At 37.5% G+C, this 14,149-nt stretch carries 11 protein-coding genes; 7 read left to right on the top strand and 4 right to left on the bottom strand.

Annotated features, from left to right (window positions below):
* The first annotated feature begins 28 nt into the window (after positions 1 to 28).
* The gene (locus tag ABEG20_RS20785; RefSeq protein WP_406825125.1) at positions 29 to 796 is read left to right on the top strand and encodes a ThuA domain-containing protein; all 768 of its coding nucleotides are present in this window, start codon (positions 29 to 31) and stop codon (positions 794 to 796) included.
* A gap of 68 nt (positions 797 to 864) precedes the next feature.
* Here the strand turns inward: ABEG20_RS20785 and ABEG20_RS20780 are convergent, their stop codons facing one another.
* The gene (locus ABEG20_RS20780) at positions 865 to 1,539 is read right to left on the bottom strand and encodes a hypothetical protein (protein WP_406825124.1); all 675 of its coding nucleotides are present in this window, start codon (positions 1,537 to 1,539) and stop codon (positions 865 to 867) included.
* A gap of 164 nt (positions 1,540 to 1,703) precedes the next feature.
* Between ABEG20_RS20780 and ABEG20_RS20775 the strand changes: the two genes are divergently transcribed.
* Positions 1,704 to 3,155, top strand: coding sequence for an alpha-L-fucosidase (locus tag ABEG20_RS20775; RefSeq protein WP_406825123.1), 1,452 nt, complete (start codon positions 1,704 to 1,706; stop codon positions 3,153 to 3,155).
* A 5-nt stretch (positions 3,156 to 3,160) separates the two neighbouring features.
* Here the strand turns inward: ABEG20_RS20775 and ABEG20_RS20770 are convergent, their stop codons facing one another.
* The 3 genes from ABEG20_RS20770 to ABEG20_RS20760 all read right to left on the bottom strand — a co-directional run bounded on the left by ABEG20_RS20770 (position 3,161) and on the right by ABEG20_RS20760 (position 8,902).
* Positions 3,161 to 4,690 carry a rhomboid family intramembrane serine protease gene (locus tag ABEG20_RS20770; RefSeq protein WP_406825122.1) on the bottom strand — a complete coding sequence of 510 codons (1,530 nt, stop codon included), beginning with the start codon at positions 4,688 to 4,690 and terminating at the stop codon, positions 3,161 to 3,163.
* Between the two features lie 6 nt (positions 4,691 to 4,696).
* Positions 4,697 to 5,446 carry a methyltransferase domain-containing protein gene (locus tag ABEG20_RS20765; RefSeq protein WP_406825121.1) on the bottom strand — a complete coding sequence of 250 codons (750 nt, stop codon included), beginning with the start codon at positions 5,444 to 5,446 and terminating at the stop codon, positions 4,697 to 4,699.
* A 258-nt stretch (positions 5,447 to 5,704) separates the two neighbouring features.
* A complete protein-coding gene (locus ABEG20_RS20760) occupies positions 5,705 to 8,902 on the bottom strand; it encodes a S41 family peptidase (RefSeq protein WP_406825120.1) in 3,198 nt (1,065 codons plus the stop codon).
* A 127-nt stretch (positions 8,903 to 9,029) separates the two neighbouring features.
* On the opposite strand from ABEG20_RS20760, the gene ABEG20_RS20755 reads away from it, so the two are divergent.
* The 5 genes from ABEG20_RS20755 (at position 9,030) to ABEG20_RS20735 (ending at position 14,055) form a co-directional block, all read left to right on the top strand.
* A complete protein-coding gene (locus ABEG20_RS20755) occupies positions 9,030 to 10,310 on the top strand; it encodes a glycosyltransferase family 4 protein (protein WP_406825119.1) in 1,281 nt (426 codons plus the stop codon).
* 110 nt (positions 10,311 to 10,420) lie between these two features.
* Positions 10,421 to 11,146 carry a DUF1016 N-terminal domain-containing protein gene (locus tag ABEG20_RS20750; protein WP_406825118.1) on the top strand — a complete coding sequence of 242 codons (726 nt, stop codon included), beginning with the start codon at positions 10,421 to 10,423 and terminating at the stop codon, positions 11,144 to 11,146.
* Between the two features lie 4 nt (positions 11,147 to 11,150).
* Positions 11,151 to 11,897 (top strand): glycosyltransferase family 2 protein, encoded by a 747-nt coding sequence (locus ABEG20_RS20745; protein WP_406825117.1) that lies wholly within the window; start codon positions 11,151 to 11,153, stop codon positions 11,895 to 11,897.
* 104 nt (positions 11,898 to 12,001) lie between these two features.
* On the top strand, positions 12,002 to 13,429 hold the full coding sequence (locus ABEG20_RS20740; protein WP_406825116.1) for an ATP-binding protein: 1,428 nt from the start codon (positions 12,002 to 12,004) through the stop codon (positions 13,427 to 13,429).
* A gap of 65 nt (positions 13,430 to 13,494) precedes the next feature.
* Positions 13,495 to 14,055, top strand: a complete 561-nt coding sequence (locus tag ABEG20_RS20735; protein ID WP_406825115.1) for a type 1 glutamine amidotransferase domain-containing protein — start codon at positions 13,495 to 13,497, stop codon at positions 14,053 to 14,055.
* Positions 14,056 to 14,149 lie beyond the last annotated feature (94 nt).

The following is a 14,149-nucleotide window of genomic DNA, read 5'->3' as shown; positions in this document are numbered from 1 at the left end:
TATCACACTAACCAAGTCAGAGAAAAAAATGAAAAAATACCTGTCCTTATGTTTATTAGTTGCATCAGTAATTTTATTTCAAAGCTATACCACAGCAAAGAAACCGGCAAAAGTTTTAGTTTTCTCCAAAACAAAGGGTTTCAGGCACAACTCCATCGAAACTGGAAAAGAAGTGATCCAGAAATTAGGTACTGAACATCATTTTGAAGTGGATACGACAGAAAATTCTGATGCTTTTACCGAAGAGAACCTAAAAAAATATGCCACTGTTATTTTCCTGAATACCACGGGCGATGTATTGGATGATAAACAACAGGTGGCTTTTGAAAGGTATATACAGGCTGGTGGAGGTTATGTGGGTATCCATGCAGCAACAGATACGGAGTACGATTGGCCATGGTATGGCAAATTGGCCGGTGCTTATTTTATAAGCCACCCAGCTGTTCAGGAAGCCAGATTTATTGTTAAAGATAAAAAACACCCCGCTACGAAATTTCTTACCGATTCGGTATGGATGAGAAAAGATGAACTGTATAATTTTAAGAATATCAACCCTGACATTAAAGTGCTGATTAACTTAGACGAAAAATCATATACCGGCGGCAAAAACGGCGATTTCCATCCTTTTGCCTGGTACCACGAGTTTGATGGCGGAAGAGCTTTTTATACCTGTATGGGTCATACCAAAGAAGGTTGGGCAGATGATAAATTCCAGAATCATTTATGGGGAGGTATTGAATACGCCATAGGCGGGCAAAAGAAACTAGACTACAATAAAGCCCATTCAAAGTTTTAAATAATAGTTGGGCTTGTTGAAATTAACCGGCAAGCTCAACTTATCTATTAGCTGAATAGCACAATATTTTAAGTCTTATTTTTTTTCAGGTTAACCAAATAAATATAATTCAGCATACAAAAAGAAGCTACTGCTCCGAAAGTATGCCATAAGAAGTGTGTGCCGATACTCAATATATCCCACTTATCTGCAATTCGGAAAGTTAAGGCAAAGATGAAGGCAATTAAGGCAAAGCCAACCCATTTCCCATTTTTCCACCCCGTTTTGATTAAATAGCCAAATACCGGAAATAAAACCAGCGCAGCCATAAAAGCATAATTGATATTGATAAAAATCTGAAAATCACCGTTGCTAAAAAGCCTTCTTACATAAAACTGAAAAATGGCATATACCGCTACAATTAAAACGGCAAAGTACCATTTGGTTAGCTTAGAAAGAAAGTAGACACCGGCAGAAAGGCACAATAGCATAATCGGCATCCAATCCATCATAATAAAGATTGGCCAACGCCTCAACCCGTGGTAAGCAGTGCCTCCAATGCCACCAATATAGAGCAGCACCAATGCAATACTTAAAAAGGTATGCTGTTTAAAATTACCCCACAGCTTAATTGTCCAATATACCGCTATCGCAAGAAAAAAGCAACTTGTTAGGGTATTAAACGGCTCAGGAAATAACTGACCCAGATTGGTTTCGGTATACATGGTACCTCCATCGGGCGGATGCTGGTTAAAAGCGGTCATGTTTAACTAACGTATAGTGAAATTAAATGTTTGACAGATCGATGTAACACTCAAGATGTAAAAATAATTTCGTATTTACATTTTCAACAGGTTAAATATTGGTTAACACTTACCACGGGCAATGGTAATTATTTGTACTTTAGTTAAATCTAAGCTTTAAGTATATGAAATCTTTACTAATCCTTTTTTTACTTCTTTCTACAGCTATTTATGCCCAAACACCTCCTCAGCCTTATGGCGCATTGCCATCAAAAAGGCAGTTGGCCTGGCATGATGTTGAAGTTTATGGCATCATGCACTTTACACCAACTACTTTCGAAAATAAAGAATGGGGCTTTGGTGATGCTGATCCAAAAATATTTAACCCAACAGATTTTAATGCAGACCAGATTATTAAAGCAGCTAAAGCAGGTGGTTTGAAAGGCATTGTTTTGGTTGCCAAACACCATGACGGCTTTGCTTTATGGCCAACCAAAACTACAGCTTATAATATAAGCAAAAGCCCCTTTAAAGGAGGAAAAGGAAATTTAGTTAAAGAAGTTGAACAGGCTGTACGTAAAAACGGCTTAAAGTTTGGGGTTTACTGCTCGCCATGGGATAGGAATAATCCACTATATGGTACTGATCAATACCTGGCTATTTATCAGGCACAGTTAAAAGAACTTTACAGCAATTTTGGAGAACTTTTTATGAGCTGGCATGATGGTGCTAATGGTGGCGATGGCTACTATGGCGGTGCAAAAGAAAAACGCTCTATAGACAATACCACCTATTACGATTGGAAAAATACCTGGGCCATTACACGTAAAATGCAACCAATGGCGAATATTTTTAGCGATATTGGTTTAGATATCCGTTGGGTGGGAAATGAAGACGGGCATGCTGCGCAAACCTCTTGGGCAACTTTCACCCCGATGGCCCCGGACGGCAAAAGTGTAGCAGTACCGGGACAGGCAAATTACCCGCAAAGCCCCGAAGGAATTAGAAATGGAAAATTCTGGATGCCGGCAGAATGTGATGTTCCACTTAGAAAAGGATGGTTCTATCATCCTAACGAAAAGCCAAAAAGTCCGGAAGAGTTGTTTGATCTGTATTTAAAAAGCGTTGGCCGTGGTGCAGGTTTAGATCTGGGTTTAGCACCCGACACCCGTGGTCAACTTCATGATGACGATGTTGCTGCACTGAAAACTTTTGGCGACATGGTTAAACATACTTTTGAACATAACCTGGCCAAAAATGCATCAATTAAAGCAAGCAACAGCAGAGGCAAAAAGTATGACGTTGCTACACTGCTTGACGGCAAAAAAGAGAGTTACTGGGCCACTCACGACGATATGCACCAGGCAAGTTTAGAACTGGATTTGAAAACTGCTAAAACCTTTGACATTATCAGCCTGCAAGAATACATTCCTTTAGGTCAGCGAATAGAAGCCTATACCATTGAAGTATTTGAAAACAATGCCTGGAAAAAGGTTTATGATGGCACAAGTATTGGCGCAAAACGTTTGGTTAAACTGGATAATCCTGTTACAACCAACAAAGTAAAAATAAACATCAACAAATCACCGGTTTGTATTACACTGAGCGAAATTGGGCTATACAAAAAAACCATGTAAACCTGTTATTCTTCTACTTTATAAAGGATTTCGAATACTTTTCCTAATGCCGTAGACGTTTCTTTACTGTAACGGTAAGTGCTATCGGCATTAATGTCCCTGTACATCAGCGTTACTGCCTGATAGGATGCTTTACTGAGTTTTATTTTTTTATTCCGGTCAGTAATATCTTCAGGTTTTAAATTTAAGGCCTGCATTTGCTTAACCACAAGTAAATTCCTTTCTACAGGGATAATGCCATCTTGTTTGATCGAAGCTAATTTAACATCTTTTGGCAAGGAAATTTTTAAGTTCATAATGCCATTAAGTGATTGCAAATTGCCATTAAAGGTATCACTTAGTTTACGGTACTCTTCAGTTCCATATTTAGGATTAAAATAAATTACCCCACTAAAAAATAACAGGAATAAAAGCAAAGCAACAGCATACCTTGTCCGGCTTTTAACCTCAAAAGTTTTATTCCATTTATAGTTAAGCAAACAGGTAAAGATAAACCCTGAAACAAAACCACCAATATGCGCCGCATTATCTACCCTTTTACCAAATGCCCCGTTTATAAGTACCAATAATGATACAATAAGCGTACTCACCAGTAAGGCTTTGGTAGCCTTGCGCTCAAAAGATTTATTAATTAGCAAAGCGATAAAAGCACCATACAAGCCCATAATTGCACCCGAAGCGCCCATCATTACACCTTCCTGATGAAAAATCAAACTGACCAGGCCTCCGCAAATACCGCTCATTAAGTAAATGAAAAGATATTTTTTCCAACCGAGTTTATTTTCGATCATTAAACCCAGGTAAACCAGCGCATACATATTAAAAAACAGGTGTGAAACCGACCCATGTATAAATTGATAGGTAATTAAGCGCCAATATTGCCCTCCAAGAACCAGGTTGCGCTGATTAACGCCAAAGTTTAGCACTAATCGTTTTATTTCTAAAAGATAATCTTCTTGAGAAGCATGCCCGGTTTTTAAGGAAAGATAAGCAATGAACACAATTGATAAAAAGACAATTGCGATGTAATATAATGTATTAAGTAAAACAATAATTGGCGTTACTGTATATCCCTTTTGAGGAAAAAACAAAAATAATACGTTTTTGATTTTATTCTTTGTAGCCAAAGGTGCTTTTTCGAAATAGTGATCGTCCTGTGTTTCGATAAGCCGGCGGAATTTAAACAGACTCTCTTCCCAAACATCTTTGAGGTGGAATTCTACATATTCAAATTCGTGAAAAAATTTCTCCAGATTGAGATCATTCTTGCCATAATCGTTAAAAAGCATCTGAATGCCTACACATTCGCTTTTTACGACAGCAAAATTTCCATGGATACGGATCGATATTTCTTCACTGTATGATTGGAAGGATATCGGAGTGTAAGCAAGTAAGCCGGTTTCCGAAACGTGACTTAAACTCCAGCCAAGATTTTCGATGACCTGTTTGGCAACAATTAAATATTTATCTGCCGGAAAATCGGCCAAAGGAATATACTTTTCAATTTTAGGTGAGTAACCCCAACTGATTAACATAGCGCGTTATATTTTTTTCGCTACTAAGATAATATAAGGTGATAGATTTTTGCTTTCGAATGGGATAATCTTTGTAAATACTTTTCCGGCCAGCCAAACCGCTTTTTTAAATAAACGAACACCTGCTGATTTTTGATCTTCGTTCTCCAGCCAAACGCTGAATCGGCCAAAATAACCCGATTTTACCTCTTTAAGGCCAGCCTGCTCACAGATTGATCTCAACAGTACCGGGTCCATACTATCGATATTGTGCTTGTCGTAATTTTCCCTATCGAAATTTTTTTGGAACCAGCCATTAACGGCCTTAAAATTTGGCAGCGTGATAAACAGTGTACCACCTGGTTTTATAAATGCAATATGTCGGTTAATAATGTCGGCCGTATCATTAAAATGTTCGATTAAACCGCAGCTCAGTACAAGATCATACTGTTTTTCAGGTGTATAATTAAAAAGATCGGTTTCGATGATGTGGATATCCTTTTCGGTTAAACTGTTTTTCGCCAAAAGTTCATGAACAACAGGCGGGTGAACAAAATAATCTAAAAGGGTAACATCAAGCTGAAAATATTTTTTCAGGAACACGGCATAATAACCAGGGAAACCACCCAATTCGATAGCGGTCTTAACCTTATCTTTCCGGATAACATCTGCCAGTTGCCTGTGAAATAAATAGTTAGCAGGTAACTGAACCGCTATTCCTTTTTTACTTTCCCAATAATTTACCCAAAAAGCCCTGTCGGTTAATAAATTTGCCATGTTTTTAATAATTCCAATCCCAAAGAAACGGAAAAAATCGGTTAATTGGTTGAAGTTGTTAACTGTTCAAAGTGTGAATTTGGTTAAAAGGCTGAGTTGCCAAAATGTTATCTTAAAACTTTATCATCATTTCGACCACAGTGGAGAAATCTTTTAAATTTGCGGAAAAGATTTCTCCATTTCGCTGCAATCAGTCGAAATGACGATGTTGCGTGACGATTAACCGATTTAAACAGTTAACCTTCCTTCCAGTTAATGCTATTTCAACTCCTTCAAAATCTCTGCTACAGCTTTTTCGAGTTGAGGATCTTTATTTGCCAGGCGATCTTCAAAAGTATTTTTAACAAAGATATCTGGCTTAACGCCCTCTTTTTCAATATTCTTACCATCCATAGTATAACAGCCCCAAGATGGTAAACGATAAGAAGAACCATCAACCAAACTTTTAGCCGAAGTAAAAATAATCCACCGGTAAGTTTCTGTACCGATAATCTTACCCAGTTTCAATTGCTTAAAACCTGCGGCAGTCATCTCAGCATCACTCAAAGACTGCTCGTTAATGAGCAGTACAATAGGCTTCGCAGCAGGGCCAAAATTACTTTGCGGGGCCATTTTACCTCCGCGGTATTTCCATTTCAGGTAAGGGCGCTGAGAAAGGAATTTCAGTACATCATCATGTACGTTTCCACCAGTATTGTAACGCAGATCGAGAATAATGGCTTCCTTATTCTCTTCTTGTGCAACCATATCTAAAAGGAAATTTTCAAGCTCACCACCACCCATGTTTTTCATGTAGGAATAAGCGATGCGGTTATTGCTCCATTTATCTACGTTTTTGTGGTTTTGGCTAATCCATTCATCGTAAAGGTTTCCCCGGAGTGTACCCGAACTTTCAGGATGAATGTTTACATAAACATCCTTCCCGTTGCGTTTAAAGGTCAATGTCATTTCACGATCTAATGATGGTTTGCTGAAATAATAATCGCGGTCTATTTTTTCATCTACTTTAACGCCATTTACTTCTGTTAAAATATCTCCCGCTAAAATGTTGTTTCGAGCGCGGGCGGCATTACTTTTAGCAGCAATACGTTCTACCTTCAAAGGGTTTTCATTATCGAAGATAATTCCTGTTTCATTGGTAATGTAATTCAGGTTTTTGCGTTCCTCTGCACCTGCACTATTAAAGCCCATGTGCGAAGAATTCAATTCGCCCAGCATATCATTTAATAAAATCCTTAAATCACTCCGGTTATTTACGTAAGGCAAATAGGTAGCATAACGTGTTCTCATTTGATCCCAATCTACCCCATGAAATTTTTCGTCGTAAAAATTTTCATCTAAGCCTACCCAGGTTTCATAAAACATCTGGTTAAATTCGGCATTCAGGTTTCTGGTAAATTTATAACCGTGATCTACGCGATCTAACTTATTTCCCTCTAAGGTATATTTGTTAATGGCGCCTCTGGATAAAACGAAAAATTTATCCCCGGCAGAAATAATGGAGTAATCACTACCATCGGCAACTTTTTCTGTTTTATTAGCTTCAAAAGGCTCGATAGTGGTCCGATACAGACCCGGGGCTCCACCTTCGTGGTTAGACGAATAAAAAACATAAGTTTTATCGCCCTTGGCATACACATCTGTTCCGTACTGGCCACCAAATGAAGGACCAACCAACTCTATTCTATCCAGAAGATCTTCGGTATTAATGGTAATTACATTGGCTGGCTTAGGTGTAGGTTTAATTTCTGTTTTCTTCTTAGCTGTATCGGTTTTAGCCTTTTTATCATTTTTATTTTCCGGTGCTGCAGGCTTCACATCCGTTGGCGCTGGCTTGCTTTCTTTAAACAGATCATCGAATTTATCAGAACGATAAGGCTCATCGTAGTTGTTTAAAGCCATACGGTAGATGTGTGCATTTTGCATTCCTGTTGGATAGGAAGGCTTGGTACGGGCACTGGTAAAGAAAATATATTTGCCATCCGGCGACCATGCCGGACTGGTTTCGGTAACGCCCGTGTTGGTTAAATTGATGGTTTTATTGTTTTTGATGTGATGCACCATAATGTCCTGTTCAAAATTCCTGTACACCGTGAAAAGCACATATTCGTCATTTGGCGAAAAACTTGGTGTTGCATTCTGTATGGCCCAAAACTCGTCAGTGACCAAAGTTTTGGCATCAAAAGTTTTAAGGTCCATCAGTTTAAGCTCATTCCTGCCGCTTAAATACACCGCCATGGTTTTAGTTTTGTTCAAGGTGATATCGCGTACATTTGCCTTATCTTTTGTAAGCTGTTTTACCGTACCTTTTCCATCGCCTGTAATGGTAAACCAATTTTGGTAACCATTAGTGGTTTGACTGAACAGAATTGTTTTATTATCAGCCAGCCATTTACATTCCAGGGCACGTTCGCCACTATTGGTTATTTTCCGGATAAACTTTCCATCGGCATCGCTCACAAATACTTCACCACGTGAAATGAATGCCATTTTTTTCCCATCTGTAGAAACATCAAATGCAGCAATATTCCCGCGTACATCGTACTCCTGTTCTTTGCTCAATACCTGATTGCGCGACGTACTAATATTAACGCGCTCTGTTTTCTTCGAAGCCACATCATAGGTATACAATTGATAATCTTTCTCAAACACCACCGTAGTTCCGTTGGCCGAAACGAACGGACGTTTAATGGAAGTTTCGAAATTGGTTAAACCAGTTTTTTTGCCATTGATAAAAGTATATAGGTTATATTCATCGTTGCTTTCATCCGATACAAAAAAGATATTGCCTTTTTGATCAACGCTCGTCCAGAAATCTTTCCCGATATAATCAGTATAACGTTTATAGTTTTTTGTTTTCGGATTGTATGATTGAATATCGGGATTATAGGCTCCTTTATAATGTTTACGGTTGGCGAAGCGCATACTTTCCCAGGTATCGTTAAAAAATAACTCTCCGGTTGGCGATTCGGCAATATGATGTGTGGTATTGAAATAATTATTAAACAAACGCACCGCTGTACCCCCGTTTACATTTACTTTATAACTCGAAAAAGAATTATAACGACCCGAGGTAAAATAAATGTTTTTGGAATCCCAGCTCCAGTTATCTACTTCATCACTGGCATCGTTAAACGTTAACTGTTTAATATCACCTCCTGTTAAAGGCATTACATAGATATCATAATTACCAAACTGGTTAGATGAAAAAGCCATCCATTTGCCGTCAGGAGATATTTTAGGATTAATTTCTTCGCCCTGCATGGCCGTGATGCGCGATGCTACGCCACCTTTTACCGGAACTTTCCAAATATCGCCATCATAGCTGAATACGATGGTCTGCGCATCGGGCGTTAAAGCTGGATATGCAGCGAAATAAGTTTGATTTTGGGCAAATGAATGTACCGGCCATAAAAAAGCCAGTGCCACAAGTGATTTTACTAAGGATTTAATCATAATTAAGTTAGTTTGGCTTCGGAAAGGCAGTTATTATTTGATAAAAACAGCTTAACCTTAAGAACGATAAAATTTATGGATGAAATTACGCAACAGATTTTATATTCGTAAACAATAAAATGTATTTTTGATTGATTTGAAAGTAGTACACCTAAATACCTATGACGGAAATGGCGGAGCAGGGAGAGCCTGTTTGCGCTTAAGTGATGCTTTAAAGGCCAGCGGGATCGACTCGAAGGTATTGGTTTATTATAAATTTGGCCGGAATCCTGAAATAGACACTTTCAGCAAGTCACCTTTACAGAAAGCCAAAGCCGTTTATAATATCTTATCAGAAAGATATTTTGCCAAGTGGTTAAGCAAATCGGTCAAAACACCTTTCAGTTTGCAATGGTTCGGCCGTTCGGTGATCAACCATCCCGATATTAAAAATGCAGATATTATCCATCTACATTGGGTAAATCATGGTTTTCTTAACCCTAAGTTTCTGGCACAGCTCGATGAACTGGAAAAACCGATTGTTTGGACTTTTCATGATAGCAACGCTTTTACGGGTGGATGCCATGTGCGTTATGGCTGTGAACATTTTCACCAGCAATGTGGCCATTGTCCGATTTTGAAAATCAGCGGTAAAAACGATATTTCGCACAAAACCTGGATGCGTAAACAGCAGGCTTATACTAAATTAAACTTTCATATTGTAGCGCCGAGTAAATGGATGGCTGCTTCGGTAAAATTCAGCAGTTTGTTGGGTACCAGGAAAACGACCGTTATTCCGAATACGATCGAAACAAAAATTTTCAAACCTTATGTTAAATCAGAAGCAAAGAAAGTCCTGAAGATCAATCCGGATCAATTTGTATTGATGAGCGGATTTATGCCCTCAAAAAACGACAAACATAAAGGAACCCCCTATTTGATCGAAGCTTTGGAAATCCTTTCACGCAGAAGTGGCATACAAAAAGAAAATATTGAACTGGTTATTTTCGGAAACAAAGAAAATGCAGAAATGCCCGAATTCCCTTTCAAAACTACTTTCCTGGGTACCATTAACAAAGATGATCATTTAGCGAAATGCTATTCTGCTGCTGATGCATTTATTACACCTTCTTTAGAGGATAACCTGCCGAATACCGTGATGGAAAGTTTATCATGCGCCACACCAGTTATTGCTTTTACTACCGGCGGGATTCCGGATATGGTTAAGCACATGCAAAACGGCTACCTGGCCAAATATCAGAATGCAGAAGATTTGGCAAATGGTATTGAATGGTTGTATCACCGTCCTAATAAGGAAGAAATCCAAAAAGCAGCCAGATTAAGTATTTTAACCGATTTTTCGGAGGAAGTTATCGCCGCAGAACACACCCATCTTTACGAAACCTTAATTGGTTTACAGCCGAAATAATCTGATTTTTTAATTAAAATTTACAATTCAGTTTGCAAAATCTCATTTTCTGTTTAACAAATTAAAATTTGGTCAATCTTTATTAAATTTATACCGACTGAAACTCTTAAATGGAAAGCATCGCAAACTATTCTGAAAGTATTAAAGCGTTAAAATCGGCTATTTTATCGAGCAGGTATAAAGCAGCTACTTTTGTAAACAAAGAGCTTTTGCTGCTTTATTTTACGGCAGGTAAATTCATTTCCGAAAAGATAAAAAAGGAGAAATGGGGCGCAAAAGTTATTGATAACCTTTCAACGGATTTGCAGGCAGAACTACCGGGTTTAAGAGGTTTTTCGGCAACAGGAATTAAAAGAATGAGATTTTTTTTTGAATCCTGGGAAAAACATATTTATATTAAACCATCAGCAACAGAGCAACTATCTGTCATCTACACTGATGAGATTACAATTAGTCCAACAGTGTTGGATCAAACACAACTTATTGATATAGAGGATATTGAATTTAGTCCAACACTGTTGGACAAAATAGGAAGTTATTTTTTCAAATTAAGTTTTTCGCATCACATTGAACTCATTCTGGCTACAGAAACGCTTGCTGAAAGGGTATATTATATTCAGAAAACAGCCACAGCATTCTGGAGTTTAACCACTTTAAAACATCAACTCAAAAATAAGTCGTTTAGCAATTCAGGAAGTTTATCAAATAATTTTTCGAAAACGATTTCCAATGAAGAATTAATGGGTATTTCTACCTATAAAACCAGTACAACATTACCAAAAGCATTTAAAGGTTTAATCCCCGATGCCGAAACCTTTAAAAAATTAATGGATTAAACCCATGCCCAAATTAACTGTTATCACCATTGTGTACAATAACGTTCGCGATATTGAACGTACTATAAAATCTGTTTTAAATCAGACTTATCAAAACATCGAATATGTCGTAATTGATGGTGCATCAACTGATGGAACACTGCAGGTAGTTGAAAGGTATACAAATCAGATTTCGAAAATCGTATCAGAACCAGATAAAGGTATTTATGATGCCATGAACAAAGGGCTGACATTAGCAACAGGCGATTATGTTTTATTTATGAACTCAGGAGATGAGATTTATGATGAATATACCGTTGAAGACGTTTTTGCTGCTGCTCCGGGTGCTGACATTTATTATGGAGAAACTGAAATGTATAATGATAACTGGGAAAATTTAGGGCGCAGAAGGCACGAGGCACCCGATGAATTCGACTGGACGAGTTTTAAATATGGCATGAGCATTAGCCATCAGGCCATTTATATTCGCCGCAGCATTATCACCCCTTACGATTTAGCCTATAAATACAGTGCTGATATCGATTGGATTATCAAAGCTGCAAAAAAGGCTTCGAATATTGTAAACGTACATCGATATGTAGCCAAATATCTCGTTGGCGGCATGAGTAAGAAAAAACACCGGGAAAGCCTAAAAGAACGGTTTAAAATCTTCAGTAAATATTATGGTTTGATCCCCAATATCTTTAATCATGTGGTTATTGCTGGCAATTTAGCATGGTACTTTATTAAGCATAGAAGAACAAATGATTAAATAAGAAAAATTATCTTCGTAAAATTTCTTATATTTGAATTATAAATAAAATAAGATCAAACATTTGATCTTATTTTATTTCTTAAACAAAAATAAGTATTTTTATGCTAAAAAATATCGCTATTTCACAGGTATTAGATAGACTTAGATTTGAAAATCCCTGGTGGACTTCAGGTACTATAGATAATTATTTTAGCGAAATGCCTAGAAGGGCTTATTATAAATCCTTTTGTAAACTCGCATCAGAAACAAGCATAAATAGAGCAATCGTTTTAATGGGTCCACGGAGGGTTGGCAAAACTGTACTATTATATCATTTTGTCCAGCACATCATCAATTCTGGGTTTAATCCAAAACGTATACTTTTTATCACTGTCGAAAATCCGATTTACATTAAAATTTCGCTTGAAGAACTTGTAAAGAACGGCAAAATTGCAACTGGATCAACAAATAAACCTGATGATAAGTGGTATATTATATTTGATGAGATCCAGTACCTTAAAGATTGGGACATCCATTTAAAATCTCTTGTTGAAAGTTATAGAAATATTAAATTTATTGTTTCGGGCTCGGCCGCAGCAGCATTACAATATAAAAGTAAAGAAAGTGGAGCAGGTCGTTTTACTGATTTTATGCTCCCACCTATTACTTTTTACGAATTTATCGAGATGCAGGGTCTAAATCATGTTGTACAACCAACGCAATTACCGTGGGGAGAAAATCAGGTAAATTTCTACACAGCGGCCGACATAAAATATCTTAATAAGTTGTTTTTAGATTATATTAATCATGGTGGTTATCCGGAAGCCATATTTTCAGAAACAATCAGAAATAATCCACAAAGATTTATTCGAAGCGACGTAGTAGATAAAGTCTTACTAAGAGATTTACCTAGTTTATACGGTATTAGTGATGTGCAACAACTTAATTCTTTATTTACTACAATAGCTTACAATACCGCAAACGAGTTTTCGCTTGATACCCTTAGTAAACAATCAGCTATTCCTAAAAATACAATAAAAAAATACCTCGAATATTTAGAAGCAGCCTTTCTCATTAAAACAATTAAAAGAGTTGATCACTCTGGAAAAAGGTTTTTAAGAGACAATTTCTTCAAAATCTATCTAACAAATCCCTCTCTTAGAGCCGCTCTTTTTTCACCAATTGATGCAACAGATGAAGATATGGGACAGATGACGGAAACAGCAATTTATGCACAATGGTTACATCGGTTAAACTTTACGCCCTGGTATGCCCGGTGGAACAGTGGGGAAGTTGATATGGTTGGGATAAGTGCTAAAAATCTTCAGGCACTTTGGAGCTTAGAAATTAAATGGACAGATAGATATGTATCTAAGCCACAAGAACTAAAAAGTTTAATAAAATTCTGCAAAGAAAACAGCCTTTCAAAAGCGCTGATCACAACAATATCCTTACAGGAAGTTATTGTATATGACAATATAGAATTAAACTTTATTCCAGCCTCATCTTACGCCTATACTATTGGAGCTAATACCATGATGGAATCTTAAATTTCTAAAAACAATAATTTTTCCCAACTGTCTTTAATATATCACCTATTAAAAAATTAAAGATTATGGGACAATTAAGTAACCGCACCATTGCTGTACTTTCAGAAAGCGGATTTGAAGAAGTAGAATTAACCGAACCAGTTAAAAGGTTAAAAGAGGAGGGCGCAACCGTTCACATCATCTCCTCAAAAAGCGGAAAAATAAAAGCCTGGGATCAGGATCACTGGTCGATAGAAGTTGATGTAGATAAAACCATTTCGGAAGCAAACGCTGAGGATTACAATGGACTACTTTTACCAGGCGGTGTAATTAATCCCGATCAGTTAAGGGTTAATGAGGATGCATTGGCTTTTGTAAAATCTTTCTTTGCTGATGGGAAACCAGTTGCAGCCATTTGCCATGGTCCACAAACTTTGATCAATGCAGATTTAGTACAGGGAAGAAAATTAACTTCAGTAAAAAACATTTCACAGGATTTAATTAACGCCGGAGCCATCTGGTCAGACGAAGAAGTAGTGGTAGACCAGGGTTTGGTTACGAGCCGCACGCCTGAAGACTTACCTGCTTTTAACGATAAAATTGTAGAGGAATTTGCTGAAGGTGTTCATGAGGGCCAACATGCCTAACAACTTTGGACGCTCTTTCTAGATTCACTCAAAAACGGTTGGCCATTTCGCCAGCCGTTTTTCTTTTTGTGGCTTAAGATGTTACCTGCTGACG

It is taken from the genome of Pedobacter sp. KACC 23697 (assembly GCF_045348445.1).
Taxonomy (GTDB): Bacteria; Bacteroidota; Bacteroidia; order Sphingobacteriales; family Sphingobacteriaceae; genus Pedobacter.
The sequence above is the reverse complement of the archived record's forward strand: the minus strand, read 5'-3'. Positions and strand labels throughout refer to the sequence as shown.

Excerpts from the sequence above, each read along its gene's own strand:
- ABEG20_RS20770 (WP_406825122.1), bottom strand. The coding sequence starts at position 4,690 with ATGTTAATCAGTTGGGGTTACTCACCTAAAATTGAAAAGTATATTCCT.
- ABEG20_RS20760 (WP_406825120.1), bottom strand. The coding sequence starts at position 8,902 with ATGATTAAATCCTTAGTAAAATCACTTGTGGCACTGGCTTTTTTATGG.
- ABEG20_RS20735 (WP_406825115.1), top strand. The coding sequence starts at position 13,495 with ATGGGACAATTAAGTAACCGCACCATTGCTGTACTTTCAGAAAGCGGA.
- ABEG20_RS20780 (WP_406825124.1), bottom strand. The coding sequence starts at position 1,539 with ATGACCGCTTTTAACCAGCATCCGCCCGATGGAGGTACCATGTATACC.
- ABEG20_RS20745 (WP_406825117.1), top strand. The coding sequence starts at position 11,151 with ATGCCCAAATTAACTGTTATCACCATTGTGTACAATAACGTTCGCGAT.
- ABEG20_RS20740 (WP_406825116.1), top strand. The coding sequence starts at position 12,002 with ATGCTAAAAAATATCGCTATTTCACAGGTATTAGATAGACTTAGATTT.
- ABEG20_RS20765 (WP_406825121.1), bottom strand. The coding sequence starts at position 5,446 with ATGGCAAATTTATTAACCGACAGGGCTTTTTGGGTAAATTATTGGGAA.
- ABEG20_RS20750 (WP_406825118.1), top strand. The coding sequence starts at position 10,421 with ATGGAAAGCATCGCAAACTATTCTGAAAGTATTAAAGCGTTAAAATCG.
- ABEG20_RS20775 (WP_406825123.1), top strand. The coding sequence starts at position 1,704 with ATGAAATCTTTACTAATCCTTTTTTTACTTCTTTCTACAGCTATTTAT.
- ABEG20_RS20785 (WP_406825125.1), top strand. The coding sequence starts at position 29 with ATGAAAAAATACCTGTCCTTATGTTTATTAGTTGCATCAGTAATTTTA.